The sequence below is a fragment of the Janthinobacterium sp. GMG2 genome (assembly GCF_033949445.1).
In the GTDB taxonomy this organism is placed as follows: domain Bacteria; phylum Pseudomonadota; class Gammaproteobacteria; order Burkholderiales; family Burkholderiaceae_D; genus Janthinobacterium; species Janthinobacterium aestuarii.
In genome coordinates, this window is record NZ_JAXAWA010000001.1 from 1,168,382 (window position 1) to 1,194,017 (window position 25,636).

At 63.4% G+C, this 25,636-nt stretch carries 20 protein-coding genes; 11 read left to right on the forward strand and 9 right to left on the reverse strand.

Going from position 1 to position 25,636, the window contains the following annotated elements; translation table 11 throughout:
* Nucleotides 1-27 precede the first annotated feature (27 nt).
* Nucleotides 28-2,598 carry a cyanophycin synthetase gene (cphA, locus tag SKZ59_RS05245; RefSeq protein WP_319991007.1) on the reverse strand — a complete coding sequence of 857 codons (2,571 nt, stop codon included), beginning with the start codon at nucleotides 2,596-2,598 and terminating at the stop codon, nucleotides 28-30.
* Nucleotides 2,599-2,679: 81 nt separating this feature from the next.
* On the reverse strand, nucleotides 2,680-4,857 hold the full coding sequence (cphA, locus tag SKZ59_RS05250) for a cyanophycin synthetase (RefSeq protein ID WP_319991008.1): 2,178 nt from the start codon (nucleotides 4,855-4,857) through the stop codon (nucleotides 2,680-2,682).
* A 467-nt stretch (nucleotides 4,858-5,324) separates the two neighbouring features.
* Here cphA (SKZ59_RS05250) and SKZ59_RS05255 point away from each other — a divergent pair, with 467 nt between their 5' ends.
* Together SKZ59_RS05255 and SKZ59_RS05260 are read left to right on the forward strand one after the other, a co-directional pair.
* Nucleotides 5,325-7,595, forward strand: a complete 2,271-nt coding sequence (locus SKZ59_RS05255; protein ID WP_080698525.1) for an ABC transporter ATP-binding protein — start codon at nucleotides 5,325-5,327, stop codon at nucleotides 7,593-7,595.
* A 2-nt stretch (nucleotides 7,596-7,597) separates the two neighbouring features.
* A complete protein-coding gene (locus SKZ59_RS05260; protein ID WP_319991009.1) occupies nucleotides 7,598-8,068 on the forward strand; it encodes a DUF1854 domain-containing protein in 471 nt (156 codons plus the stop codon).
* A 132-nt stretch (nucleotides 8,069-8,200) separates the two neighbouring features.
* On the opposite strand, the gene SKZ59_RS05265 is transcribed toward SKZ59_RS05260, so the two are convergent.
* Together SKZ59_RS05265 and SKZ59_RS05270 are read right to left on the reverse strand one after the other, a co-directional pair.
* Nucleotides 8,201-10,726, reverse strand: a complete 2,526-nt coding sequence (locus SKZ59_RS05265; protein WP_034750642.1) for a TonB-dependent receptor — start codon at nucleotides 10,724-10,726, stop codon at nucleotides 8,201-8,203.
* Between the two features lie 411 nt (nucleotides 10,727-11,137).
* Entirely contained in the window at nucleotides 11,138-12,652 is a 1,515-nt protein-coding gene (locus SKZ59_RS05270) for an AMP nucleosidase (protein ID WP_034750639.1), read from the reverse strand.
* A 124-nt stretch (nucleotides 12,653-12,776) separates the two neighbouring features.
* Here SKZ59_RS05270 and SKZ59_RS05275 point away from each other — a divergent pair, with 124 nt between their 5' ends.
* Genes SKZ59_RS05275 through SKZ59_RS05290 form a run of 4 tightly spaced genes read left to right on the forward strand, consistent with a single transcriptional unit; the run spans nucleotide 12,777 to nucleotide 15,431 of the window.
* Nucleotides 12,777-13,376 (forward strand): TetR/AcrR family transcriptional regulator, encoded by a 600-nt coding sequence (locus tag SKZ59_RS05275; RefSeq protein ID WP_034750636.1) that lies wholly within the window; start codon nucleotides 12,777-12,779, stop codon nucleotides 13,374-13,376.
* 17 nt (nucleotides 13,377-13,393) lie between these two features.
* Nucleotides 13,394-14,197 (forward strand): type I methionyl aminopeptidase, encoded by an 804-nt coding sequence (gene map, locus SKZ59_RS05280; protein WP_051991081.1) that lies wholly within the window; start codon nucleotides 13,394-13,396, stop codon nucleotides 14,195-14,197.
* A gap of 2 nt (nucleotides 14,198-14,199) precedes the next feature.
* Nucleotides 14,200-14,724, forward strand: a complete 525-nt coding sequence (locus SKZ59_RS05285; RefSeq protein WP_319991010.1) for a hypothetical protein — start codon at nucleotides 14,200-14,202, stop codon at nucleotides 14,722-14,724.
* 59 nt (nucleotides 14,725-14,783) lie between these two features.
* On the forward strand, nucleotides 14,784-15,431 hold the full coding sequence (locus SKZ59_RS05290) for an FABP family protein (protein ID WP_070303527.1): 648 nt from the start codon (nucleotides 14,784-14,786) through the stop codon (nucleotides 15,429-15,431).
* Here the strand turns inward: SKZ59_RS05290 and SKZ59_RS05295 are convergent.
* Both SKZ59_RS05295 and SKZ59_RS05300 read right to left on the reverse strand, forming a co-directional pair.
* On the reverse strand, nucleotides 15,428-17,890 hold the full coding sequence (locus SKZ59_RS05295) for a hypothetical protein (protein WP_319991011.1): 2,463 nt from the start codon (nucleotides 17,888-17,890) through the stop codon (nucleotides 15,428-15,430). The two genes, SKZ59_RS05290 and SKZ59_RS05295, sit on opposite strands and share 4 nt — an antisense overlap.
* An 81-nt stretch (nucleotides 17,891-17,971) precedes the next feature.
* Nucleotides 17,972-18,751: an AraC family transcriptional regulator gene (locus SKZ59_RS05300; RefSeq protein ID WP_070303529.1), complete on the reverse strand. Its 780-nt coding sequence runs from the start codon at nucleotides 18,749-18,751 to the stop codon at nucleotides 17,972-17,974.
* A 101-nt stretch (nucleotides 18,752-18,852) separates the two neighbouring features.
* On the opposite strand from SKZ59_RS05300, the gene SKZ59_RS05305 reads away from it, so the two are divergent.
* Nucleotides 18,853-19,743, forward strand: a complete 891-nt coding sequence (locus SKZ59_RS05305; protein WP_070303530.1) for a DMT family transporter — start codon at nucleotides 18,853-18,855, stop codon at nucleotides 19,741-19,743.
* A gap of 38 nt (nucleotides 19,744-19,781) precedes the next feature.
* Nucleotides 19,782-20,369, forward strand: coding sequence for an O-methyltransferase (locus tag SKZ59_RS05310; protein WP_070303531.1), 588 nt, complete (start codon nucleotides 19,782-19,784; stop codon nucleotides 20,367-20,369).
* Here SKZ59_RS05310 and SKZ59_RS05315 read toward each other — a convergent pair whose 3' ends face one another.
* Together SKZ59_RS05315 and SKZ59_RS05320 are read right to left on the reverse strand one after the other, a co-directional pair.
* The gene (locus tag SKZ59_RS05315) at nucleotides 20,370-20,879 is read right to left on the reverse strand and encodes a GAF domain-containing protein (protein WP_070303532.1); all 510 of its coding nucleotides are present in this window, start codon (nucleotides 20,877-20,879) and stop codon (nucleotides 20,370-20,372) included.
* Nucleotides 20,880-20,947: 68 nt separating this feature from the next.
* A complete protein-coding gene (locus SKZ59_RS05320) occupies nucleotides 20,948-21,838 on the reverse strand; it encodes a LysR family transcriptional regulator (protein ID WP_070303533.1) in 891 nt (296 codons plus the stop codon).
* Nucleotides 21,839-21,927: 89 nt separating this feature from the next.
* On the opposite strand from SKZ59_RS05320, the gene SKZ59_RS05325 reads away from it, so the two are divergent.
* Complete coding sequence (locus SKZ59_RS05325; protein ID WP_319991012.1) at nucleotides 21,928-22,914, forward strand: aldo/keto reductase; 987 nt, start codon at nucleotides 21,928-21,930, stop codon at nucleotides 22,912-22,914.
* Nucleotides 22,915-22,921: 7 nt separating this feature from the next.
* Here SKZ59_RS05325 and SKZ59_RS05330 read toward each other — a convergent pair whose 3' ends face one another.
* A complete protein-coding gene (locus SKZ59_RS05330) occupies nucleotides 22,922-23,890 on the reverse strand; it encodes an IS1595 family transposase (protein ID WP_070303535.1) in 969 nt (322 codons plus the stop codon).
* A 230-nt stretch (nucleotides 23,891-24,120) separates the two neighbouring features.
* Here SKZ59_RS05330 and SKZ59_RS05335 point away from each other — a divergent pair, with 230 nt between their 5' ends.
* Nucleotides 24,121-24,945: a CheR family methyltransferase gene (locus SKZ59_RS05335; RefSeq protein WP_200873008.1), complete on the forward strand. Its 825-nt coding sequence runs from the start codon at nucleotides 24,121-24,123 to the stop codon at nucleotides 24,943-24,945.
* Nucleotide 24,946: 1 nt separating this feature from the next.
* Nucleotides 24,947-25,555 (forward strand): chemotaxis protein CheB, encoded by a 609-nt coding sequence (locus SKZ59_RS05340; protein WP_319991013.1) that lies wholly within the window; start codon nucleotides 24,947-24,949, stop codon nucleotides 25,553-25,555.
* Nucleotides 25,556-25,636: the final 81 nt, after the last annotated feature.

A 25,636-nucleotide genomic window follows, 5' to 3' on the forward strand; every position in this document is an offset into this window, starting at 1 on the left:
CCGCCCTCGTATGCCGTCAGGCTGCGCTTAGGCTTCGGCGACGCGCTTGGCGATGTGCGCCAGTGCTTCTTCCACCTGGTCGATCAGGATCAGGCACAGATCGCCTTCGCCGAGGCGCGCCAGGGCCTTGTCGATGGCGACGAATTCGCCGTTGATTTCATCGATATGGCTGGTGCGCTTGGCGCCGTTCAAGCCCTGGCGCAGCAATGCCACGACTTCGCCGTCGGCGCGGCCGCGCTGGCATTGATCCTGGTACAGCAGCACGTCGTCGAAGGCGGCGCCGAGGATTTCCGTCTGCTGGCGGATGTCTTCGTCGCGGCGGTCGCCGGCGCCGCTGATGACCACCGAGCGGCGCTTGGCCGGCATGCTTTCCACTGCCTGCACCAGCGCCAGAATGGCGTCCGGATTGTGGCCGTAGTCGGCGATCAGGGTGGCGCCCTTGTAATCGAACACGTTGAAGCGGCCTGGCGCATTGTCGGCTTCATTGGCAAAGGTTTTCAAACCCAGCGCGATGGTTTTCCAGTCCAGGCCCACGGCCCAGGCGGCGGCCAGCGACGCCATGACGTTGTCGACCTGGAAGCCGATGGCGCCGTTGCGCGTGATCGGTACCTGCGACAGGGCGATTTCGTGGCGCTCCTTGCCTTGCGCCGCGACCAGCTTGCCGTCTTCCACGTACACGACGCGGTTGCCCTGCGCGCGGTGCGTGGCCATCACAGGATGGGTCTTGTCGGCGGCGAAGAAGGTCACCGTGCCGCTGCAATTCTTGGCCATGCGGGCCACGGCCGGATCGGTGGCGTTCAACACGGCCACGCCACTGTCGGCCACGTTCTGCACGATCACGCGCTTCAGGACCGCGAGGTCTTCCACGGTGGTGATGTAGTTCAGGCCCAGGTGGTCGCCCGCGCCGATGTTGGTCACCACGGCAACCTGGCAGCGGTCGAAGGCCAGGCCTTCGCGCAGCATGCCGCCGCGCGCCGTTTCAAACACGGCCGCGTCCACGTCCGGATGCAGCAGCACGTTGCGCGCGCTGCGCGGGCCGCTGCAGTCGCCGCTGTCGATCTGGCGTCCTTCGATGTACACGCCATCGGTATTGGTCATGCCCGTGCGCAGGCCGGAAGCCGTCAGCAGGTGGGCGATCAGGCGCACGGTGGTGGTCTTGCCGTTGGTGCCGGTGACGGCAACGACGGGAATGCGGCCATCGTCGCCCTCGGCGAACATGGCGGCGATGATGGCTTCGCCGACGGGGCGCGGCTTGCCGAACGATGGCGCCAAATGCATGCGCAGGCCCGGCGCGGCATTCACTTCGACGATGCCGGCGTTCTGCTCTTCCAGCGGTTTCAGAATGCTGTCGGAGACCACGTCCACGCCGCAGATATCGAGGCCCACCATGTGCGCGGCCGCGACGGCGCGCGCCGCCACCTCCGGGTGCACGTCGACGGTGACGTCGGTGGCCGAGCCGCCCGTCGACAGGTTGGCGTTATTGCGCAGGATGACGCGCTGGCCGACCGGTGGAATGGAGTCGGCCACATAGCCCTGCTTGGCCAGGCTGGCCAGGGCGATGTCGTCGAAGCGGATCTTCGTCAGCGAGGTGGCGTGGCCGCTGCCGCGGCGCGGGTCCAGGTTGACCTGGTCGACCAGTTCGCGCACCGTGTGCTGGCCGTCGCCCACCACTTGCGGCGGGTCGCGGCGGGCCGCTGCCACCATCTTGTTGCCGATGACGAGCAAGCGGAAATCGTGGCCCGGCAGATAGCGTTCGACGAGGATATCGTCGCGGAATTCCTGCGCCGCGAGGAAGCCGGCCGTCAGCTGTTCGCGCGTGGTGACGTTGACGGTCACGCCCTTGCCCTGATTGCCATCCTTCGGTTTCACGACGACGGGCAGGCCGATCTCGCAGGCGGCGGCCCAGGCATCGTCCGCATCGACGGCGACGCGGCCTTGCGGCACGGGCACGCCGGCCGAGTCCAGCAGCTTCTTGGTCAGTTCCTTGTCTTGCGCGATGGCTTCTGCGATGGCGCTGGTGCCGTCCATTTCGGCGGCCTGGATCTTGCGCTGCTTGCTGCCCCAGCCGAACGTCACCAGGCTGCCTTCGGTCAGGCGGCGGAACGGGATGTTGCGCGCCACGGCGGCGTTGACGATGGCGCCCGTCGATGGACCGAGGCGCACGTCCTCATCGAGTTCCTGCAACTGGTGCAGGGCGCCGGCCAGGTCGAATGGCGCATCGTCGAGCGCGGCCTGGCACAGCTGCTGCGCCAGTTCCAGGGCCAGGCGGCCGACGGCTTCTTCCGAATATTCGACGACGACCTGGAAGATGCCCGTTTCCAGTGTCGGCGTGGTGCGGCTGAAGGTGACGGGGCAGCCGGCTTGCGCCTGCAGGCCCAGCGCCGCCAGTTCCAGCACCTGCGCCATCGGCGCGGCGTTGTAGTTGCCCAGCGGTTGCAGCGGGCTCAGTTGCGGGAAGAGGGCGCGCAGGCGGGCTTCGAAGCCGGGCAGCTGGGCGATGTCGAGTTCCTGCGTGGTGCAGGAAACAATGGCTTCCACGGCGGTGTCGTGGCTCCAGAGGTTAGGGCCCCGCAAGGCCCGTACGCGAGATACTTCCATAATTAAACCGTAATCCTGTTGTGTTCTTGTGGGCCCGGCCTTCCTGGCCGGGCTTGAGTGCTGCTTTGCCTTAGTTGCCGATTAGTTGCCGATGCAGCCAGGGGCCGCGTCAAACGTGCGCAATCCTGCGCAAATCAGGTCGACTGGCAGGTTCAGGGCCCAGGCGGCGGCGGCGACGGCCAGCACGCTGTCGACATTGCCGGCCGTGGCCGGTTTCAGCAGGTCCAGGCACAGCAGGACCGTTTCGATGCCGCCTTCGGCCAGCACGATGTGGTTGCCGCGCACGAACACGGCGCGCTGGCCGGCGGCCAGTTGCGCCGCGATGGCTGGCAAGCCGCCATCCTGCGCATACAGGGTGACCGTGCCGTCGCACAGTTCGGCCAGTTCCAGCACGTGCGCGTTGGCGGCGTTGAGCACGGCGACGCCCGTCGGCACCACCACGTCGACCTGGCTGCGCACGGCCTTGTACAGGCCCGCTTCGTCCAGCACGTCGAAATCCTTGACGCTATCGAGGCTGCCCATGTCCGTGACGACGCCGATCTGACATTTGTCGTAGGCCAGGCCTTCGGCCAGGATCATGCGCGGATTGCTCTCGAACAGGGCCGTCTGCACGGTGCGGTTGAGCAGCAGGCGCTGGCCCGCGTCCCAGTTCACGCAATCGCTGCTGACGACACGGCGCTGGTCCAGGTACATGCCTTCGCTGCAGACGGCGCCCGTGTGCAGGCCCGACAGGTTGAGCAGCTTGCACAGCATGCGCACGATCAGGCTGGCGCCGCGCGTGCCCGTCACGCCGATCAGCGGAATGCGGCCCGTTTCCTCGGGCGCGAACAGGTGGTCGACGATGGCCGCGCCGACAGGGCGGGGCTGGCCCACGCCCGGCTTGATGTGCGCCAGCAAGCCAGGGCTGGCATTGACTTCGATGATGGCGCCGCGCTGTTCTTCCAGCGGACGCGTGATGTCGGTGGTGACCAGGTCGATGCCGGCGATATCGAGGCCGACCACGCGCGCGGCCAGCAGGGCCGCATGCACGACGGACGGGTGCACGTCATCCGTGACGTCGATGGCCACGTTGCCGTTCGGCTGGATCAGCACTTTTTGGCCGGCCTGCGGCACGGACAGGGCGGTCATGCCCTGGCGCTGCAGTTCCAGCACGATTTCGCCCGACTCGTGCGGCTTGACGGTGCCCAATGGGAAATCTTCGCCTTCGCCGCGGCGCGGGTCGGTATTGATCTGCGTGTTGACCAGTTCCAGCACGGTGGAGACGCCGTCGCCGTCGACCCACAGCGATTCGCCCTTGGCGGCCGCGATCAGCTTGTTGCCGACGACGAGCAGACGGTGTTCGTCGCCCGTGATGAAGCTTTCCACCAGCACGGCCGAGCTGTCGCCCTTGCGCGCGGCCAGCTCGTAGGCGGCCTTCACGTCGCTTTCCGTCATCAGGTTCAGCGAGACGCCGCGGCCATGGTTGCCGTCATACGGCTTGACGACGACGGGCACGCCGATGTCCTGCGCTTCTTCCCAAGCCGCTTCGGCGCTGCGCACCAGGCTGCCTTCAGGGACGCGCACGCCGCACGATTTGAGCAGGAATTTGGTCAGATCCTTGTCGCTGGCGATGCCTTCGGCGATCGCGCTGGTGCGGTCCGTTTCGGCCGTCCAGATGCGGCGCTGCGCGGCGCCGTGGCCCAGTTGCACCAGGTTGCCGTCGTTCAGGCGCAGCGAAGGGATGCGGCGCTCGGTGGCCGCATCGACGATGCTGGCCGTGCTCGGGCCCAGGCAGCGCGAGTCGACCATGTCGCGCAGGGGCGCCAGCGCCGCTTCCAGGTCGTAGGCTTCATCGTTGATGGCGGCCATCAGCAGTTCGCGCGCGGCGGCCAAAGCGGCGCGGCCCACGTGCTCTTCGCGCGTGCGGAAGGCCATCTTGTAGACGCCGCGCTGGCTGGTCGAGCGCGTCTGACCGAAGCCCGTGCGCATGCCTGCCAGGTTTTGCAGCTCCAGCACCACGTGCTCGAGGATGTGGGCCGCCCACGTGCCTTCGCGCAGGCGCTCGAAAAAGCCGCCCCGTTCGCCCACGCCGCAGCGGTGCTCGATCATGCCGGGCAGCCACGCCACCAGGCGTTCGTACAGGCCCGGCAGGGTATTGGATGGATAGTCTTCCAGTTCGCCGATGTCGACCCAGGCTTCAATCACCGGGCGGTAAGTCCAGATGTTCGGGCCGCGCAAGTGGGTGACGCGGGCAAATTCGATGTTCTTCTTCTTGATCATGTAAGTGGTTTCTTGATAACAAGCCAGGCGTCTGGGCGCCAGATACTTTATGTTGGCTCTACAGAGTCTTTTCAGGCTCGTGCTTGGTTCTTTATCCCGGGTATGCGCAGTGTGCCACTTTTAGCGGCCTCTTGTCGCGTTTGCTGCCCTTATTCTGCTGGTGTTGTCATTCTAATTGTTACTAATTGTTGCCATACTTGTTATAAAGATACCGACTCTGCTTAAAGCTGGAGCATTTGCGCAACAGCGGGCTGTTGTATACTTGCTCCCGTACGACGGACGCTGATTTTTTTGCGCCGTTTTGCCATCATTCCTTACCGGCAGGCATCCATTCGATACAATACAGGAAATTGCCACTGGTGCATCCACCTCGCCATCGCGCAGTACACAAACATTGATCGGGCGTCTGCCCCATCCCCCAAATCCCGCCCTGAAGGGCTTGGCCTCGAGCCGGAGTATGCTTTACGATGACAACTGAACTGAGTGTTCCTGCAACAACTATTCCCCTCACATCGCTGCCGGAACACTGGCTGGCGGAAGTGGAGAGCAACCTTTCTCCAGGGGAGAACGTTTTAAGTAGCGTTGAGGTTGACCTCGATGCGCGATTACGTTTCACAAAAGGCATAATAGTTGTCACTGAGAAGCGTTTGCTGGCCCGTTCGCCGGGCGATACCACCTGGAAAAGTTGGTCTTTCCGCCACGGATTACGCCTGACGCACCATGACCACGCTGGCGTCGGCCACCTGGAACTGTTCGACGACCACGGCCGCCTGGCGTCGTGGCGTTTTACCCTGGGCCAGAACCTGCATGCGATCCGCGTGCTGGAACAGTTCGTCGAGCGCCTCGACAGCCATTTGACGGGCCAGCCCGTGCTGGAAGCGGAGCAGGAAGTCTGCCCCAGCTGCAAGGCGCCTTTGGAGCCGGAACAGGAAGAATGCCCGATCTGCGCCAAGGTGCTGCATACGCCGCCATCGACCTGGACCCTGTTCCGCCTGTGGCGCTTCGCCCATCCCTACCGTGGCCAGCTGGCCCTGGGCTTCATGCTGATGCTGCTGAGTACGGCCGCGCACATGATTCCACCGTATCTGACGGCGCCGCTGATGGACAATGTGCTGATCCCGTATCAGAACGGCAAGCATATCGACCCATGGCTGGTCGTGTATTACATGAGCGGCTTGCTCGGTTCGGCCCTGCTGGCCTGGCTGCTGGGCTGGGGCAAGACCTATGTGCTGGCCCTGGTGTCCGAACGCATGGGCGCCGACTTGCGCTCGGCCACGTATGAACACCTGATGAAACTGTCGCTGGAATTCTTTGGCGGCAAGCGCACGGGCGACCTGATGGCGCGCATCGGCAGCGGCAGCGACCGTATCTGCGTCTTCCTGTCGCTGCATTTGCTCGATTTCGCTTCCGACGTGCTGATGATCATCATGACGGGTGTGATCCTGTGGTCGATGAACCCATGGCTGGCCATCATGACCCTGGCGCCATTGCCCTTCATCGCCTGGATGATCCACCTGGTGCGCGACCGCTTGCGCACGGGCTTTGAAAAGATCGACCGCGTGTGGAGCGAAGTGACCAACGTGCTGGCCGATACGATTCCCGGCATCCGCGTCGTGAAGGCGTTTGCGCAGGAAAAACGCGAAGCGGCCCGCTTCCGCGACGCCAATGCGCACAACCTGGCCGTCAACGATAAACTGAACAAGGTCTGGTCGCTGTTCTCGCCCACCGTTTCCTTCCTGACGGAGATGGGTTTATTGGTCATCTGGTGCTTCGGCATCTGGCAACTGTCGCGCGGCGAAATCACCGTCGGCGTGCTGACCGCCTTCATCGCCTACAGCACGCGCTTCTATGGCCGTCTTGACTCGATGAGCCGCATCGTCTCCGTGACGCAGAAATCGGCGTCGGCCGCCAAGCGAATCTTCGACATCCTCGACCACGTGTCGAGCGTGCCGGAACCGGCTCAGCCCGTGAAACTGGACAAGATCGAAGGCAGGATCGACCTGCGCGAAGTCGGTTTCCGCTATGGCAACCGGGCCGTCAACCGCGGCATCACCCTGAACATCAAGGCGGGCGAGATGATCGGCCTCGTGGGCCACAGCGGTTCGGGCAAGAGCACCCTGGTCAACCTGATCTGCCGTTTCTACGACGTGTCGGAAGGCGCGATCCTGCTCGACGGCGTCGACATCCGCTCGTTCGCCGTGTCCGACTACCGGCGCAATATCGGCCTGGTGCTGCAGGAGCCGTTCCTGTTCTTCGGTACCATCGCGGAAAACATCGCCTACGGCAAGCCGCACGCGACGCGCCAGGACATCATCGCCGCCGCGCGCGCCGCGCATGCGCACGAATTCATCCTGCGCCTGCCGCAAGGCTACGATTCGATGGTGGGCGAGCGTGGCCAGGGCTTGTCCGGCGGCGAACGCCAGCGCATCTCGATCGCCCGCGCCCTGCTGATCGACCCGCGCATCCTGATCATGGATGAAGCGACATCGTCGGTCGACTCGGAAACAGAGAAGGAAATCCAGAAGGCGCTGGATAACCTGGTGCAGGGCCGCACGACGATCGCCATCGCGCACAGGCTGTCGACCTTGCACCGCGCCGACCGCCTGGTGGTGCTGGACCGCGGCCAGGTCGTCGAAGTGGGCAGTCACGATGAACTGATGGCGAAAGAGGGCGCCTATTTCCGCCTCTACGAAGCACAGGCGCGCAACAACGAACTCGCGCTCGACGACAAGGAATAAGCATGGCCAGTACAACTTTTACATTAAGCCGCGACACCTTCGGCAAGCTGGTGATGACGGATGCGGATGGCCAGGTCTTTGAAGGCGTGGCGCCCGTGCGCGCCTTTCCCATCCAGTCGCCCGATGAAGGCATTTCGCTGGTGCTGGGCAATGGCAAGGAAGTGGCGTGGATCGACCATATCGACGCCTTGCCGGAGCCGGCGCGCAGCCTGCTGCAGGAAGAGCTGGAAGGGCGCGAATTCATGCCCGAGATCGCGCGCGTGAAAAGCGTGAGCAGCTTTGCCACGCCATGTACCTGGTATGTCGACACGGACCGGGGCGAGACGCAATTCGTGCTGAAAGGCGAGGAAGACATCCGCCGCATCGGCGCCACGTCGCTGCTGATCGCCGATAACCACGGCATCCACTTTCTGATACGCGACATGTTCAATATCGACAAGACGACGCGCAAGATACTCGATCGTTTCCTGTAAGCGTTGGACTTGCCTGAAAACCGCTGCCTGCAGCGGTTTTTTTTCGTCTGCCGGGCATGAAAAAGCCGCACAGGAGTGCGGCTTTCATGGGTAGCACCGGCAACCATTTCAGGCCGCCGGGATGGCGCTGCATTACATGAACTTGTAGCCTGCGCCGATGTAGAAGTAACGGCCGCGCACGTTGTACAGCTGGGCAAAGCCCAGAGTGCCGTACTGGTTGCCGGCGCCCATCGCGCTAAACGGTGGCATCTTGTCGAACAGGTTCTTGATGCCGGCCGTGAAGGTCAGGTTTTGCATCGCCACGTACTGGCCCGTCAGATCCACTTCCGTGTGCGAAGGAATCGTGCGGGTGCCCGGCTTGATTTCGTCGCGGCGCAAGTCCGAGTCGATCATGTCGCCCGTCGTACGGATGACCAGGGAGCCGGACATATTGTCCTTTTCCAGGCTGGCAGTGAACGTGTTGCGGTACTTCGGATTCATGAACGTCTTCAGCGTGCTTTGCACCGGATCGGTTTCCGTATCCTGCGTTTCCATGCGGGTGTAGATGGTGGACGCATTGCGGATCGTGAATTTGCCGAACATCGTTTGCGGCGAGGTGTAGCGCAGGTCCGTATCGAAACCGCGCACTTCGGTGGTGGCCAGATTCTGGTTGTTCAGCAGGATGCGTGCGTCGCCATTCTTGATTTCGACATTGCCGCGCTCGATCGCCTTGGTTTCCGTCAGGGTGCCGATCTCGTTCTTCTTGTCGATCTTGAAGTAATCGATGCTGACCGTCAGCGAGTTCACTGGCGAGAACACCATGCCCAGGTTGTAGGTCTTGCCCGTTTCAGGTTTCAAGTCCTTGTTGGAGCCGGAGACCTGGTAGTAGGCGAAGTTTTTGCAGTTGCCGGCGATCGAAGGGAATGCATCGCAGATTTCCTTGTCATTCGTCGTATAGGCGCCCGCATCGACGCCGCCATACATCTGTTTCAGCGATGGTGCCAAGTAGCTGCCCGCATACGAACCACGGAACATCAGGTTGTTCAGGGGCTGATAGCGCAAGGCCAGTTTCGGGCTGGTTTTGCTGCCGACATTCGAGATGTCGTCGTAGCGCACGGCCACTTGCGCTTCGACGTTTTTCAGGAATGGAATCGACAGTTCGCCAAAGATGCCCTTGGAATTGCGGTCCGCCTTGACGGCAGCCTGCTGGATGCTGCCGAAGACCAGGCCATCGATCTGGTTCTGGTCGGGCTGGTCGCTCAGCGTTTCCTTGTTGTACGACACGCCGACGGCGTAAGCCATCGCGCCGCCTGCCAGGTCCATGATCGGCGCCGATGCCTTGGCGTTGAAGAAGGTCAGTTCCGACTTGCCGGCGCGCGTAGGCGTGAGACGGATCTTGTCGACGGCGGCCTGCGGGTTGTCGGTGCGGGTCGGGTTGATCGTGCCATTCTCGATCGCTTCGTTGAACAGGTCGTAGTGTGCGTAGTTCGAATCGCGGTTGGTAGCCTTGCTGACGCCCTTGCCGATGGCGACGTCCCAGTCGATGCCGCGCGTCGTGCCTTCCAGGCCCGTCGAGAACTGGGTCATCGTGCCCTTGCGGTTGGTCTGGCGCGGGCCCATTTGCATGAAGCGGCCGGCAACGGTCTGGTTGCCGACCTTGAAGTTGCCTGGCGCAGGCTGGGACGAGAAGTCATCCTTGCTTTCGGAATAGGTAAATTCCGCAAATGCGCGAATGCTGTCGCTGATTTTCAGGCTGCCGATCAGCATGCCGCTGGCGCGGTCGGCGCCGTTGGTCGAGGTCAGCAAGGTCTTGTTGACGTCGAAACGGCAGGAACCGTCGCTCAAATCGTCAGGTGGGCATGGCACCAGGGTGCCGCCGCCGACGATATTGCCGCTAGGATGATAGCCACTGCGGCCATCCGGGCCGCCAAAGCGGCGGAAGTCGGCCGAACGGGTCAGGTCGCGGTCCTTGCGGTAGATCGGATCGCGCTTGAAGATGTCGACCGTAGCCAGCACGTTGAAGCCCTGGGTGTCATAGTCGCCAAAACCGTACACGAGGTTGGCCGTCTTTTCCTTTGCGTCCGAGCGCGAGCTTTGGCCGTAGCTGGTTTTCGCTTCCAGGCCCTGGTAATTCTTTTTGGTGATGAAGTTCATCACGCCGGCAACGGCATCGGCGCCATAAATGGCCGAACCGCCGTCCTTCAGGATTTCAATGCGTTCCAGCGCGCTCAGCGGGATGGCGTTGACGTCGACCGCGGCGCCCGCGCCCGAACCGTCAGCCAGCGCATTGGTCGGCAGGCGGCGGCCGTTCAACAGGATCAGCACGTTGCGTTCGCTCAAGCCGCGCATCTTGATGTTGGTGGTGCCGGAACCGGAAGGCGAGCTGGCGCTCAGTTCGCCCTGGTCATTGATGTCGATGGAAGCCAGGTTGCGCACCAGTTCAGCGACGCTGGTGGCGCCCGTGCGCTCGATATCTTTCTTGCTGTAGATTTCCACCGGTGCGGCCGTTTCGGCATCCACGCGCTTGATGGCGGAACCGGTGACGACCACACGCTGCACTTTTTCCTCGCCAGCCTTGGCTTCCTGCGCCTGGACGGCCTGGTGCATGAAACCTGCGCTCATGACCAAAGTGCCGGCAAACATCATGCGCAAGGATTTGCTCAATTTCTTTTCAATCATTGTCCATCCTCCAACTAGGAAACTTTAGTTTCCTTAGGGTTTTATGTAGCTATTTGAAAGTATTTTCAAAATGACTATGTTTACAAATTTAGTATTTTAAATTTGCAATTCATCAGACCATTTTTTGATCTTGACTGTCAAGAACTGCCGGGTATTTGTTCAGGTGCATGGCACGAGGCAGAATGAAGGTGGATGAATTTTATTTGTGGCAAGCAGGAAAGTATTAAATTTCAATTGTTAAATAAATTAAATTTGCAATTATGTTCAATTATCATTGAAAGTTTGGTCTTTGCTGATCGCCTGTCTAGACAGCTGTGGTTTTTTTGTGACAATGTCGGGGGTGAACAAGGCGGGCAGCAGGACAAAAAAAAGCCGCCCGGCAGGGGCGGCTGGCGCTGGGAAAGGCGCTTGTTACTGAAACGCCACTTCCGCAAAGCTGCGCAATTTCCGGCTGTGCAGCCTGTCCACGCCCTGGCGGCGCAGCAGTTCCACGGCACGGATGCCGATGCGCAGATGCTGGTCGACGCGCTCGCGGTAGAAGTGATTGGCCATGCCGGGCAGCTTGATTTCGCCGTGCAGCGGCTTGTCGCTCACGCACAGCAGGGTGCCGTAGGGGACGCGGAAACGGAAGCCGTTGGCGGCGATCGTCGCGCTTTCCATGTCCAGCGCGATGGCGCGGCTCTGGCTGAAACGGCGCTCCGGCGTGCGCTGCGGCAGCAATTCCCAGTTGCGGTTGTCCGTGCTGGCCACGGTTCCCGTGCGCATGATGTGTTTCAGGTCATGCCCCGTCAGCTGGGTGATTTCCGCCACGGCCGTTTGCAGCGCCTGCTGGATTTCCGCCAGCGGCGGGATCGGCACCCACAGCGGCAAGTCTTCGTCGAGCACGTGGTCTTCGCGTACATACGCATGCGCCAGCACGTAGTCGCCCAGGCTTTGCGTGGTGCGCAAGCCGGCGCAATGACCGAGCATCAGCCAGGCGTGCGGGCGCAGCACGGCGATGTGGTCGGTGATGGTCTTCGCATTGGCGGGACCGACACCGATATTGACCATGGTGATGCCGCTGCCGTCCGCGCGCAGTAAATGGTAGGCGGGCATCTGCGGCAGGCGCGGCGGCGCGGCGCCCAGCGCATCCTCGCTTTCGACCGTCTGGCCGACCCGGCGCGTGACCACGTTGCCCGGTTCGACAAAGGCGATGTAGCCGTCGTCGTCCGAGGGCGCGGCCGCATCGGGCGCGCGGTCCATCATGGCGTGGCCCAGGCGGATGAATTCGTCGATGTAGAACTGGTAATTGGTGAACAGGACGAAGTTCTGGAAGTGCTGCGGCGACGTGCCGCTGTAATGGCGCAAGCGCTGCAGCGAATAATCGACGCGCGGTCCCGTGAACAGCGACAGCGGCTGCGCTTCGCCATGCGCCGGTTCGTGCGTGCCGTTGGCGATGCCGTCGTCCATGGCCGACAGGTCGGGCAGGTCGAACAGGTCGCGCATGGCCAAGCGGCGGCCCGCATCCATATTGCCTTCGATATGGTCATGCTCGGCGAACGAGAAATGCACGGGGATGGGCTGGGCGCTCACGCCCACTTCCAGGTGCACTTTCTGGCCGCTGTTATGGTTTTTCAGCAGCAGGGTGAACTGGTCCAGGTAGTAATCGCCGAACAGGTCGGGGCGCGTCAAGGTGGTTTCAAACACACCGGGGCCGGCGACAAAACCGTAGGCCAGCGGCGAGTCGGCGCGCGCCACGGTGTCCGTCTGGATACGCACGAAGGGGTAGCAGGCACGCACACGTTCGTGCATGTCTTCGCCAGCGACAAAGCGCTGCAGCGCATCGCGCAAGTGTTCGATGCTGCTGCGGTAGATGGCTTGCACCTGTTCCAGCGCCAGGCGTGGATCGTCGAAGCGGGAGGAGGCGATGAAGGGGGGCGTAAGCAAGCGGATTCTCCTTGTGGCGGTTCGTGCATACCATTGTAAGGCAGCAGGGCCAGTCGTGTTGCCGCTCGTGTGGGTCCATGGTTGGGTGCTTGACGAATTCAAATAGAATCTGTATTCTATTTGAATGGTCAGACTTGCTAAATTCAACGAAAACAACTTCATCGACAGCGCAATCGCCGTCGCCGCCCAGTGCGGCGTGGGCGCCGTCTCGATGGCCGCCATCGCCGTCAAGGCCGGTGCGCCCATCGGCTCCGTGTATCACCGCTTCGATTCGCGCAACGCCATCCTGGCGCGCGCGTGGCTGCGCGTAAAAAGCGACTTCCGCGAGGAAGTGGCCAGCCGCTGGCTCGGCGGCGACACCTGGGCCGGCGTGCATGGCTTGCTGGACTGGTGCCGGCGCAAGCCCGTATATGCGCGCTTCCTGCTGCAATGCGCGGATAGCCCCGATTTCAACAGTGGCCTCAGCGAGGAATTGCTGGCCGCCGTGGAAGAGGAGCAGGCCGCGCTCGACGCCTGCTTTGTCCGCTGTGCCGAAGCCATGCCCGCCACCGCGGAGCTTGACCTCGATCACATGCTGCTCAAATTCGTGCTGATCGATGCGCCCGTGGCCGTCGTCAAACCTTACCTGACCCAGGAGCGGCCGATACCGGCCAGCGTCGACGCCATGCTGCGCGCCTCGCACGACGCCGTGCGCGGCTGGGCCGCCCATACCACCTCACACTAACAAAGAAAAGAATCCCCATGCGCTATTCCACCCAGCTTGAACACGGCAAGAAAATCCCGCTGCACGACGAAGAAGGTTTCATCGGCATGCGCGCGGCCGGCCGCATCGCCGCCGACACGCTCGACTACATCGCGCCTTTCGTCAAACCGGGCGTCTCGACGGCCAAACTCGACGCCCTGTGCGAAGAATTCATGCGCGCGGCCGGCGCCATCCCCGGCACCATCGACTACCACGGCTACAAGCACGCCAGCTGCATCTCCGTCAATAACGTGGTCACGCACGGCATCCCGTCCGAGACCAAGATCCTCAAAGTGGGCGACATCCTCAACATCGACGTGACGCCGAAGTTCAACGGCTGGTTCGGCGACACCAGCCGCACCTTCAAGGTGGGCGCCGTCTCCATCCTGGCCAACCGCCTCGTCAACACGGCGTATGACGCCATGATGGCAGGCATCCACACCGTGCGTCCCGGAGCGACCCTCGGCGACGTGGGCGCCGCCATCGAAGCGGTAGCCAAGGCGCAGGGCTTTTCCTCCGTGCGCGACTTCTGCGGCCATGGCGTGGGCCAGGTCTTCCATGACACGCCGCAAGTGCTGCATTACGGCCGCGCCGGCACGGGCATCGTGCTGGAACCGGGCATGATCTTCACGATCGAACCGATGCTCAACGTGGGCAGCTACCAGGTCAAGGTCTTGCCCGACAAATGGACGACGGTGACGAAGGACCGCTCGCTGTCGGCGCAGTTCGAGCACTCGCTGGCCGTGACGGAAACGGGCTTTGAAATCTTTACCCTGACCGGTTCGACCGAGCCGCTGGTGTAAGCATGGAGGACGCGCGCCGGCAGCAGCTCACCGATATCGTCGCCGCGAAAGCCGGCGTGGATGTCGCTTGCGCGGCCCGCCACCTGGCGCTGCATGATGACGACGTGGCGGCCGCCTTGCGCGGCATCGACGCCGAACGTTATACGCTGACGCAGCGTCTGCTGAACAAGTACCGGCGCGATCCGGAAGACGCGCTGCAGCACGTGGCGCTGGCCGTGCTGCAGCAGGAAGGCATCGGCAGCGACAGCGTGCTGCGCGCGGAGCGCATCGCGTCCCTGGCGCCGTCCGTCGCCGGCATGGTGATGCTGGCCGAATGGCTGGCCTATGTGGACTGGGAAGGCTACGACAGCGCCCTGTACGCGAATATCGACGCGGTGGCGGCGATCATCGCCGGCGCACTGGACCTGCCCGAGGTGGCGGCCAATCTGCTGCAGGCGCGCGACGAAACGGTGTTCGAAGCGCAGCGCCCCGCGCTGGCAGCCGCCGCTCTGCTGTTCATCGAACGCCACATCGCGCTCTTTCCCTGAGAGTGCCCTGCGTCTTACAATGGCGGCAAGCACTGTTGCCCCATTTTGAAGACTTCCGCATGAGCGATTTTCCCGAAGATATCTACACCGAGCCGTCCGCCGACGTGCATACCCTGAACAACCTGGGCCCCTTGACGGGCATGGCCGGCATCTGGACGGGCACGCGCGGCCTGGACGTCAAGCCGAAAGCGGACGGCCCGCGCAAGCAGGCCTTCGTCGAGCGCATCGAACTGCAGCCGATCGACCCCGTCACCAATGGCCCGCAACTGTTCTACGGCTTGCGCTACTACATCCACATCACCAAGCCGGATCAAGTCAAAACGTACCATGAGCAGGTGGGCTACTGGCTGTGGGAGCCGGCCACGGGCGCCGTGATCCAGACCCTGGCCATTCCGCGTGGCCAGATCGCCATGGCGTCCGGCACGGCGACGGCGGACGCCACCAGTTTCGAACTGGTGGCCAAGCGCGATTCGACGGCGTACGGCATCTGCTCGAACCCCTTCCTCGAACATGCGTTCACCACCGTCGAATATCGGATCAAGGTCGATATCCACCCCGATGGCACGTGGGGCTACGACGAGGACACGGTCATGCTCATCCGCGGCAAGGACGAACCGTTCCACCACACGGACCGCAACCTGCTGACGAAAATCGCCGAGCCGACGCCGAACCCGATGGCGCTGCAGGCGCTGGCGGCAGCCGCTTAAGGTTTTCCCTGCGCCACCGCCTTGATTGCGCGCTCCTCGCCCATGGCGGCCGCGATCTTCCAGCGCTGCATGGCGCTGGCGCGGTCGGGGCGTTTCAGTCCCGCTCCTTCCCAGTCCATCAGTCCCAGATTGTAGATGTCGCCCGCGCTGCCCTTGTCGGCGGCGAGGGTGAACCATTTGCGCGCTTCCTTGTGGTTGACGGGAATCTGGTAGCCGCGCACGTGGTACAGGCCCAATAAGTGCATGGCTTGCACATTGCCCTTGTTCGCGGCCTGTTTCAGCAAGTCGAGGCCGCGCGCCATGTTGCGCGGTTCCTGCCAGCCTTCGGCCAGCATCACGCCTTTCGCCGCCAGCGCATAGCTGTCGTTTTTCACGAGGCCCTTGCCGATCAGGGGCTTGGCGGCCACCTGGCGCGCTTCGCGCTGCTGCGCCGTTGGCGCCGTGATGGGGCCCGGCTTGCCTTCGCCCATCAGCAGCATCCAGCCATACAGGCCATACGCGCCGGCGTCGCCCTTGCCGACCAGGCTTTCCAGCATGGCCAGCGCCTGCACCTTGTCGCCATTTTCGTACAGCTTGACGGCCTTGGCGCTGCTCGCATCTGCCGGCACAACGGCTGGCGCATGGGGCGCGATGGGCGCCGACGCGATGGCCGTTTGCGGCGGTGGAGCCGCCGGGCGCACACGCACGGGCAAGCCATAGCTGGCGGCCAGCACGGCCACGCTCGCGGGCGCGAGGATCAGCACTTGCGCCAGCTGGTTGCGGCGGCCCTTGCCGGCGATGCCCATGGCCCGTTCGGCTTGCCGCTCGCCGCCCAGCGCTTCGCTCAGCACGGCTTTCACCTTGCGGTTGAACAGCCAGTAGCCGGCGCCCGTGACGAGCAAGCCTGCGACGGCGGCCGCACCGCGCCCGGCGAAGAACCAGGTGGCGATGGCGGCGGCCAGCGCGGCCAGCGCGCTTTTCCACCAGAATTGTTTGGCCAGCCGCGTGTAGACCTGGCGCAGGGCGCCGAGCACGCAGGTACGTACATTGTTGGCATAGTCGGCGGAGACGACATCGACGTGCGCGTGATCCGCGTCGCCGCTGAGGACGGACTCGATCACGTCCGAGTTCAGTTCCGAGGCGGCCACGTCGCGCAGCGGCGTCAGCAAACCTTGCACGTGGGCCGAGAACAGGCCGTCGTCGGCGCTGCCGGCCAGCGCGTCGCTGAGCGCCTTGAGGTCGCCGCGCAGCAGCTTTTCCACGATGTCGTCCAGGGTCAGCCAGCGCAAGTCCGTACCGTATGCGACCAGGTGGTGCTTTTCCGCGTTGCACGATGCATCGAGGCGCACGATGCGCAGCTTGGCCGCATACAGGGCGTCGACTTCCTGCGGCTGGTCTTCATTGTAAATGCTCACTTTCGCCAGGGCCAGGCTGCTGGCAATGGCTGCCAGTGAGTGCACGCTCTCCTTGTCGCGGATGCGGCGCGCATCGTCGGGCGCCTGCTTGGGCAGGCTGACGCTGTAGCCGGGCGTCACATGCACGTCGACCCAGGCCGCCTTGCCCACCTTGCCGGAACCGCCGCACGGGTTGCAGCGCAAGTCGCCCACGCCGCTGCAGGTGCGGCACGTGACCTTGCCGCTGGCGCGGCAGGTGCCGCAATTGATGTTGCCGGAACCGTGGCAAGTGTTACAGCTGACCTTGCCGTAGCTGCAATGGTAGCAAGAGCGGTACTCGGTGCGGTATTGGGGCCGCGTCTCGCTGTGGTAGCTGGTGTGCGAGCTGCCGTTGCTGTAGGTGGTAGTGGGCACTTGCACCGTGATGTAGTCGGTGACTTGTTCGGAGACCGTGCCGCTGCCGCTGCAATACGAGCACGACACCTTGCCGCTGCCGTAGCAGCCATACGCGTCGCAGCTGACGGTGCGCCCGCCGTGGCAGTTCCAGCATGTTTCCGTCGTCGCGCCGTAGCAGGTGTGGCAGTTGATGCGGCCGCTGCCGGTGCAGTTGTTGCAGGTATCGAGGTGCCAGTACTTGACGGCGTGCGGCAGGTAGACGCCCGCCTCGACGCCGTTGTAGGCCTGGCCCGCCTGGCGCAAGGCATTGTCGAGCCTGCTCGCCGCGCGGCGCAGCCGTTCCTTCTCCTGCGCGTGAGCGAGCGCTCCCACCTCGTGGGAGCCACAGCGGCAGTCATTGCCCGCTGGCGTGAAATAGCCATTGATGACGCGCTGCTCGAAGCGCGCCTCGAGCGCGTAGTTCGCTTGCAGCGAAAACTCCTGCAGCACGTCTTCTTCGTCCAGCGGCGTGATGTCGTGCGGTTCGAAACGCGTCTTGTCCTGCACCAGGGTGCGCAGCTTGCCCAGCACCGTCGGTATCTCTTCCTTGTCGAGCTTGAGGGGCGCTGGCGCCGTCACGGCCGTTGCTGATGCCTGGGGCATGTCCTCGTTGCCTTGGGTATCGGTGGCCGTCTCGGTGCTGGGGTTCATGCGCGTCCTTTTGCTCTCTGGAAAGATGTTTGAATTTTAGCATCCCAATATGACAAACCATGACAAAGCGGACCCGCTTTTTCAGCGCAGGCCGCGACGGAACTGGTCAGGCGTGCCGCCGCTTTGCCGGCGAAACATGGCGATGAAAGCGGAGGCCGTGCTGTAGCCCAGTTCCAGCGCGATCGCCTGCACGGTGTCTCCTTGTTCCAGCAGGGGCAGGGCGGCCAGGAAGCGCTGGCGCTGGCGCCATTCGCCGAACGGCATGCCCAGTTCGCGCTGGCAGCGGCGCGCCAAGGTGCGCTCCGTCACGTGCAATTGCGCGGCCCACTCGGCCAGTGAGCGGTTACTGCCAGGCTCCGCCTGCAGGGCCGCCAGCAGCGCCGCAATGACGGGCTCGTCGCTGCCAGGCAGATAGTTGCGGCTGCACGGCGCCAGCTGCAGCTGGTCGACCAGCACCTGCGCCAGGCGCTGGTCGGCTTCGGTGGCGGGCGTGGTGACGTTGCGCCCGGCAAAGTCGCCTAGTATGGCTTTGAGCAAAGGACTCAATACCAGCGCGCACGGCTGGGCCGGCAGCTGCGCGCACAGGCTGGCGTCGATGTAGGCCGAGTGAAACACGACATCCTGGCGGATATAGCCGTCGTGCAAAGTCTCGGGCGGTATCCACACGGCGTACTGGGGCGGCGACAGGTAGCGCTGGCCCGCGACCATGATTTCCATCACGCCCGTGGAGCAATACGTGAGCTGGCCCCAAGGATGGCTCTGGTAATCGAACTGCTGGTGCGCGCGGTAATCGTCGAGGCGGAAATACACGGGATAGGGCAGGGTGTCGGAAACGGCGGGGAAATGCTGGTTGCTGGCCATGGTGTCTTTGTCCTGTTCTTCGCATCGATTGTCCGCTATGCATTATATCCATGGAATCGGACCGTGCGAAAATGGCGGTCTTGAATACTGGAGTACGCCGCATGCAAGTGAAGCACTATCTGTTACCCGTGATCGCCGTGCTGATCTGGGCCATCAATACCATTGTCAGCAAGATGGCCGTGGGCGTGATCGATCCGGCCGCCATCTCGTTCTACCGCTGGCTGCTGGCCGGCGTGCTGCTGGCGCTCGTGTTTGCCCGTCCCGTGTGGAAGCAGCGCTCCGTGGTGCGACCGTATCTGGGCAAACTGTTTGTGCTGGGTATGTTGGGCATGGTCATGTACCAGTGCCTCGCCTACATCGCCGCGCAAACGACGACGGCCACCAATATGGGCATCCTCGCATCGATGATGCCGCTGCTGGCCGTGGGCCTGTCCGTGCTGCTGCTGGGCGAGGCGCCCACCGTGGGCGGCGTGTTTGGCGGCCTCGTGTCGCTGCTGGGACTCGCTTATTTGCTCAGCCATGGCGACCCGGCCGCCCTGCTGGCCCATGGAGCAGCCGTGGGCGACGCGCTGATGCTGCTGGCGTGCCTGTCGTATGCGGGCTATGGCGTGCTGCTCAAGCGCTGGAAGATTCCCCTGAATAACTGGCATTCGCTGCTGATCCAGGTCTGGTGCGCCGTGCCCGTGCTGTTCGTGTATTACCTGAGCCAGTCCGCGCCGCCTGTCACCAGCGCCGGCTTGCCGCTGGTGCTGTTTGCCGGCATCCCCGCCTCCATCATCGCGCCGTTCTTGTGGATGCATGGCCTGGCCAAGCTGGGGCCTAGCCGCGCGACGACCTTGATGAACTTGCTGCCCGTATTCACGGTGATCATCGCCATGCTGTTCCTCGGCGAAACCTTGCACAGCTACGATGTGATCGGCGGCGGCGTGACCCTGCTGGGCGTGGTGATGGTGCAATACCTGAAACGTCCGCTGCGCCGCGCACCGGCATAGTTTTTTTGCTATGCTGGTGTTTTGAACAAGGAGGCGCCATGCCCAGCATCGATACTCTGTTGAGTGAACTGGAAGCATTCGGTAACACCAATGATGCGGCGCACACGGCGCGCGCCAGCCGCATGCTCAATATCACGCGCGACACGGGCGAATTGCTGGCCGTGATGGTGCACGCGCGCGGCGCCCGGCGAGTGCTGGAAATCGGCACGTCGAACGGCTATTCCACTTTGTGGCTGGCGCGCGCCGTGCAGGCGCTGGGCGGCAAGGTGGTGACGGTGGAAAAGGCGCAGGACAAGTTCGACATGGCGCACGACAACTTCGTGCGCGCGCAATTGCAGGGCGTGATCGGCCAGCTGCTGGCGGACGCGGGCGACGTGCTGCGCGATGCGGCGGACGGCGCCTACGATTTCATCTTCCTCGATTCCGCTCGCCAGCAATACGCGCAGTGGTGGCCGCAGCTGGACCGCGCGCTGGCGGCTGGCGGCGTGCTGGTGGTCGACAACGCCAGTTCGCACTACGCGGACATGGCCGGCTTCATCGAAACCATCCGCGCCGACAGCCGCTACACGACGTGCCTGGCGACGGTCGGCAAGGGCGAATTCATCGCCGTCAAGGCGGGCAACTAGTTATTCAGCAACGATAGCCGCTTCCAGCACGCGCACCAAGGATTCGACGCCTTGCGCGTCGACGTCGTCGAAACGGCCAATCAACGGGCTGTCGAGGTCGAACACGCCGATGATCTGGCCGTGCGCAAACACGGGCACCACCAGTTCCGAGCGGGAATTGACGTCGCAGGCGATGTGGCCGGGAAATGCATGCACGTCCTGCACGACGATGGACTTGCCTTCGACCACCGTGGTGCCGCACACGCCGCGCCCCTTCTTGATGCGGATGCAGGCGGGCTTGCCCTGGAACGGTCCCAACACCAATTCCTCGCCCTTGAGGAAATAAAAGCCGGCCCAGTTGAGGCCCGGCATGGTGTTGAAGACCAGCGAACTGAAGTTGGCCGTATTGGCGATGAAGTCGGTCTCGCCTGACAGCAAGCCTTGCAGCTGCGAGCGCAAGTCCGCATACATGGCTTGCTTGGCGGCGGGGGTATCGGTGCCGTAGGCGGCGTCGCTGATGGTAAACGTCATGGTCGTGGTGGCGCTTGAAAATGGGGAAGGCGATATGGTAGCGCGTCTGGCGCATCCGCGCGCGGCCGTCACTGTTTCAGATATTCCTGCGCCAGCTGGCGCAGCAGGTGCAGGGCCGCATGGCCGTGATCGGCCTGCCATGCCAGGCCGATGCCGGCCGCCAATTCCTCGCCTTCCGCCAATGGCCGGTAGATCACGCCATCCATGCGCAGCGCGCGGAACGAGTCGGCCAGCAGCGCCATACCTTTGCCTGCGGCCACGTCGCCGAGCAGCACATGGTGGTCGGGTGCTTCGCGCAGGAAATGCGGCGCGAAATCATGCCGGCGGAACACTTGCTGGCAATGGTCGAAAAAGGCGGGCTGGCGCACCCGTTCGAACCAGTAGATGGGTTCCTGGGCGATGTCAGCAAGGCTGAGCTTGCGCTTCTTCGCCAGCCGGTGCCCGGCGGGCAGGGCCAGCATCATGGGCTGGCGCGCCAGCGGCTGCACGGCTAGCTCGAACGTGGCGCTGGGCAAGGCAAGCAGGGCTGCATCGAGCTGGCCCTTGCGCACGGCGGCGACCAGGCGCGGCGACGGGGCCGCCGTCAATTCCAGGCGGACATTGCCCAGTTGCTCCTCCAGCGCCGCCAGCAAAGGACGGAACAGGCCTGCCGCCACGGAACTGGTCAAGCCCAGGCGCAGGCGCGCGGGTGCGCTGTCTTGCCGCAGCGATTGCTGCGCCATCTCCAGCAAATCGAGGATGTGCAGCGCCTGCGGCAGCAGGGTACGGCCCGCTTGCGTCAAGGCCACGCCCTGCGTGTCGCGCTCGAACAGGCGCGCGCCCAGCTTGTCTTCCAGCCCCTTGATGGCGCGCGACAATGGTGGCTGGGTCATGTGCAATTGCTCCGCCGCCTGGCGGAAGTTCAGGCAGCGGGCGACGGCGCAAAACAGGGTCAAGGCATGGGTATCGAGGGCTCTCATACCAGAAAGGTATCACGAAATCGGGCATTCCCTTGCCAGCTGGCGCGGTCCACACTGGCGGCATCGAGTCAACAACTGAGGAGAGCAGCATGCAACAGCGACACATCGGCAATAGCGGTTTGACCAGTTCGGCATTGGGCCTGGGCTGCATGGGCATGTCGGAATTCTATGGCGCCACGGACGAGGCGCAATCCCTGGCCACCCTGGAAGCTGCCCTGGCGGCGGGCGTGACCCTGTTCGACACGGCCGACGCCTACGGTTTCGGCCACAACGAGCAGTTGCTGGGGCGCTTTTTGGCCAGCCATCGCGGCCAGGCCCTGATCGCCACCAAGTGCGGGCTGGCGCGCGAGGCGGGCAGTTATGCGCGCCGCGTCGACAATTCCCCCGCCTACATCCGCCAGGCGTGCGAAGCGTCGCTGGCGCGCCTGGGCGTGGAGGCCATCGACCTGTTCTATCTGCACCGCCTGAATCTCGAGACGCCACTTGAGGAATCGATGGGCGCGCTGGCGCAACTGCGGCAAGAGGGCAAGATCCGCGCCGTGGGCCTGTGCGAGGTGAGCGCCGCCACCTTGCGGCGCGCGGCGGCGATCTGCCCCGTGGACGCCGTGCAGAGCGAATACTCGCTGTGGACGCGCGAACCGGAGCAGGGCGTGCTGGCCGCCTGCCGCGACGTGGGCGCCAGCTTCTTTGCCTACAGTCCGCTGGGCCGGGGATTTTTGACGGGCGCCATTGCCGATGCGGCCAGCCTCGACGCGGGCGACTTTCGCCAGTTCAATCCCCGCTTTGCCGCCGATAACCTGGCGCGCAATCAGGCCATCGTCGCGCAAGTGAGGGACATCGCGCGCGCAAAAGGCTGCACGCCGGCCCAGCTGGCGCTGGCCTGGCTGCTGGCGCAAGGCGACGACATCATTCCCATTCCCGGCACCAAGCGCATCGCGTATTTGTACGACAACCTCGGCGCGCTGGCCGTGCGGCTGGACGGGGCGGAACTGGCGGCGATGAACGCGGCCTTTCCTTTGGGCATGGCGGCGGGCGCGCGCTATACGGAAGAAGGCATGAAGGGCGTGGATGCCTGAAAAAAGGCTATGTCACCGTTAGATGTGGGAATGCTCCTAGTGTTGCCTTCAATAATGTTTCTGGCGAGCGGATGCGCCCGGCGTCGAGTATCCAGCGCCAGCCCAGGTAATTCGACAGGTAGCGTGTGGCTACGCCGTGAAACGGCCGTAGCCAATCCCGCAAGCGGCTGTGATACGCATTGACGTTTTGCACGTGGGCGGCGCCCCGCACGCGGATGCCGGCACGCAAGTTGACGGCCTGGTGGCTGACCCCTGCTTCATGGGCGAAGGCGCGGTAGGCGGCATGACCATCGGTGACCAGCAAGATATCCTTGTCGATGACGGGTGGCAGGCAAGCATGTAGCTGTGCCTTGGTCAGTGCTCCTTTTCCCGTGACGAAATCGAGGGTTTGCCCAGTGCGGTCACGCGCCACCAGGATGCAGACTTGCTCATTCGATATGCCACGTTTAAAGGCATGACCACCACGGCGCCGCGCCGGGCGCGTCAAATGCCGCGATCCCTTCTCCGATTCCAGTACATACAGCTCGTCCGCTTCGGCGATGCCATGCAGGCGATGGGGCCGGTCCGTTTTTGCCAATGATAAAAACCGGTGGCGCCAGCGAAACGTGGTATTGCGGTGCACGCCCAGCTGTAACGCCGCCTTACGCACGGAATCCGATGTCAGCATGCAATGGGCATACTCAAGCCACAGCGCCTTGTGGCGCAAGCGGGCAAGCGGCGTGCCGGTGAGTGCATTGAAGGTGCGGCCGCAAGGCACGCAACGGTAGCGCTGCAGTCCGTGTGCATGGCCGTGCCGGTGAGCATGGTTGCTGTTGCAAACCGGACAGTGCGGTTGTTGGCGGGCCACGCTTTCGATCAATGCCACGGCGACGTCTTGCGATGCGGCCCCGTGCAGCAGGGCGATGCCCGCCAGGCGCTGGCGGCGGTTCAGTTCGGCGAACTGGGCGATGAAGGTTTTCCATTGGGCTGGCTGCATGGAAGGCTCCCGCTTGTCTGCGATGCTCAGTCAGACAGCAGGGACACGGGAAGATTCCCGGAATTCCCCTACTTGTCGAGGACAGAGCCGAAAAAAACGCGCGAGTGTACGCCAGCGTACCTAACTGAAACTTTCTCTGCAGGATAATTGCCGGCGATCTGCTAGCATTTGGCAGTGACTGCGCGCTGCGCTTTGCACGCTGTTCAATGGTCAGGTATCCGATGAGGTGGATGTTGTTAGATGACGATATTTTCGATATAGAACTGAAGTTATTGCTTGAGGGAATACTGCTGCGCTATCAGCACGATTTCCGCGATTATTCCGTGGCGTCCCTGCGCCGGCGCATGCGCCAGGCCATGGAGCGCTTCGGCTGCGCCAGCCTGTCGCAATTGCAGGACCGCATCTTGCACGAGCCGGCCATGTTCGCGCAGATGCTGCAGTTTTTCACGGTGCAAGTGAGCGAGATGTTCCGCGATCCCGCGTATTTTCGTGCTCTGCGCGAAAAAGTCGTGCCCATCCTGCATACCTATCCCTCGATCAAGATCTGGGTGGCCGGCTGCAGCAGCGGCGAAGAGGTATGGTCGCTGGCCATCTTGCTGGAAGAAGAGGGCTTGCTCGAGCGCAGCATGATTTATGCGACCGACATCAATGTGGAAGCGCTGGCCGCCGCTGAAGCGGGCATTTATCCCATCGAACGCATCGCCCAGTTCAGCGAGAATTACCAGCTGGCGGGCGGCAAGCGCTCGCTGTCCGACTATTACACGGCCGCCTACAAGGGCGCCATCTTTGACCGGCGCTTGCGGCGCCAGTTCGTCTTCGCCGACCACAGCCTGGCGACGGACAGCGTGTTTTCGGAGGTGCACATGGTTTCCTGCCGTAACGTCATGATTTACTTCAACAAAGATTTGCAAGACCGCAGCCTTGGCCTGTTCCATGAAGCGCTGGTGAACCGGGGCTTCCTGGGGCTGGGCATGAAGGAAAGCCTGCATTTCAGCCGCCATGCGGACAGCTTCAACGAGCTGAGCCCGGCCGAACGCATCTTCCAGCGTGCCTGACATGCTGCCAAGCTGCGACGTCGCGCCACCGCCCGCCGGCCTGCGCCTGATCGCCATCGGCGCCTCGGCCGGCGGCGTGGAAGCGCTGGGCATCGTGCTGCGCGCCTTGCCCGCCAGTTGCCGCGCGGCCGTCGTGGTGGTGCTGCATCTGGCACCAGGCCGCTCGAGCCAGTTGCCGCATCTGTATGCGGCGCGCTGCGCGCTGCCCTTGTGCGAAGCGCAGGACAAGGAACCGCTGAAGGCCGGAACCGTGTATTTCGCCCCGCCCGACTACCACCTGCAAGTCGAGCCCGATGGCTGCTTTTCCCTGTCGCAGGAAGCGCCCGTGTATTTTTCGCGCCCGTCCATCGATGTCCTGCTGGAAACGGCTGCGTACGCTTACCGGCGCGCCATGCTGGCCATTATCCTGACGGGCGCCTCGGCCGACGGTGCGGCGGGCCTGGCCCGCGTGCGGCAGCTGGGCGGCAGTGCCTGGGTGCAAGACCCGCAGCGGGCCAGTTGTGGCATCATGCCGGCGGCCGCGCTCAAGCTGGCGGGCGCCGACCGCGTGCTCGATTTGCCGCAAATGGCCGCCAGCCTGGCATTGCTCGGCGATGGCGAACACAAGTGAATGAGAGTGGTGTAGTGCGTGTAATATATGTGAGAATTGAAACAATGTTGATGTTTATATCGAAACACGATGGCATCTTGC

Coding starts and splice junctions, on each gene's coding strand:
- cphA (WP_319991007.1), bottom strand. CDS start 2,598: ATGGAAGTATCTCGCGTACGGGCCTTGCGGGGCCCTAACCTCTGGAGC.
- cphA (WP_319991008.1), bottom strand. CDS start 4,857: ATGATCAAGAAGAAGAACATCGAATTTGCCCGCGTCACCCACTTGCGC.
- SKZ59_RS05255 (WP_080698525.1), top strand. CDS start 5,325: ATGACAACTGAACTGAGTGTTCCTGCAACAACTATTCCCCTCACATCG.
- SKZ59_RS05260 (WP_319991009.1), top strand. CDS start 7,598: ATGGCCAGTACAACTTTTACATTAAGCCGCGACACCTTCGGCAAGCTG.
- SKZ59_RS05265 (WP_034750642.1), bottom strand. CDS start 10,726: ATGATTGAAAAGAAATTGAGCAAATCCTTGCGCATGATGTTTGCCGGC.
- SKZ59_RS05275 (WP_034750636.1), top strand. CDS start 12,777: ATGGTCAGACTTGCTAAATTCAACGAAAACAACTTCATCGACAGCGCA.
- map (WP_051991081.1), top strand. CDS start 13,394: ATGCGCTATTCCACCCAGCTTGAACACGGCAAGAAAATCCCGCTGCAC.
- SKZ59_RS05285 (WP_319991010.1), top strand. CDS start 14,200: ATGGAGGACGCGCGCCGGCAGCAGCTCACCGATATCGTCGCCGCGAAA.
- SKZ59_RS05290 (WP_070303527.1), top strand. CDS start 14,784: ATGAGCGATTTTCCCGAAGATATCTACACCGAGCCGTCCGCCGACGTG.
- SKZ59_RS05295 (WP_319991011.1), bottom strand. CDS start 17,890: ATGAACCCCAGCACCGAGACGGCCACCGATACCCAAGGCAACGAGGAC.
- SKZ59_RS05300 (WP_070303529.1), bottom strand. CDS start 18,751: ATGGCCAGCAACCAGCATTTCCCCGCCGTTTCCGACACCCTGCCCTAT.
- SKZ59_RS05305 (WP_070303530.1), top strand. CDS start 18,853: ATGCAAGTGAAGCACTATCTGTTACCCGTGATCGCCGTGCTGATCTGG.
- SKZ59_RS05310 (WP_070303531.1), top strand. CDS start 19,782: ATGCCCAGCATCGATACTCTGTTGAGTGAACTGGAAGCATTCGGTAAC.
- SKZ59_RS05315 (WP_070303532.1), bottom strand. CDS start 20,879: ATGACGTTTACCATCAGCGACGCCGCCTACGGCACCGATACCCCCGCC.
- SKZ59_RS05320 (WP_070303533.1), bottom strand. CDS start 21,838: ATGAGAGCCCTCGATACCCATGCCTTGACCCTGTTTTGCGCCGTCGCC.
- SKZ59_RS05325 (WP_319991012.1), top strand. CDS start 21,928: ATGCAACAGCGACACATCGGCAATAGCGGTTTGACCAGTTCGGCATTG.
- SKZ59_RS05330 (WP_070303535.1), bottom strand. CDS start 23,890: ATGCAGCCAGCCCAATGGAAAACCTTCATCGCCCAGTTCGCCGAACTG.
- SKZ59_RS05335 (WP_200873008.1), top strand. CDS start 24,121: ATGTTGTTAGATGACGATATTTTCGATATAGAACTGAAGTTATTGCTT.
- SKZ59_RS05340 (WP_319991013.1), top strand. CDS start 24,947: ATGCTGCCAAGCTGCGACGTCGCGCCACCGCCCGCCGGCCTGCGCCTG.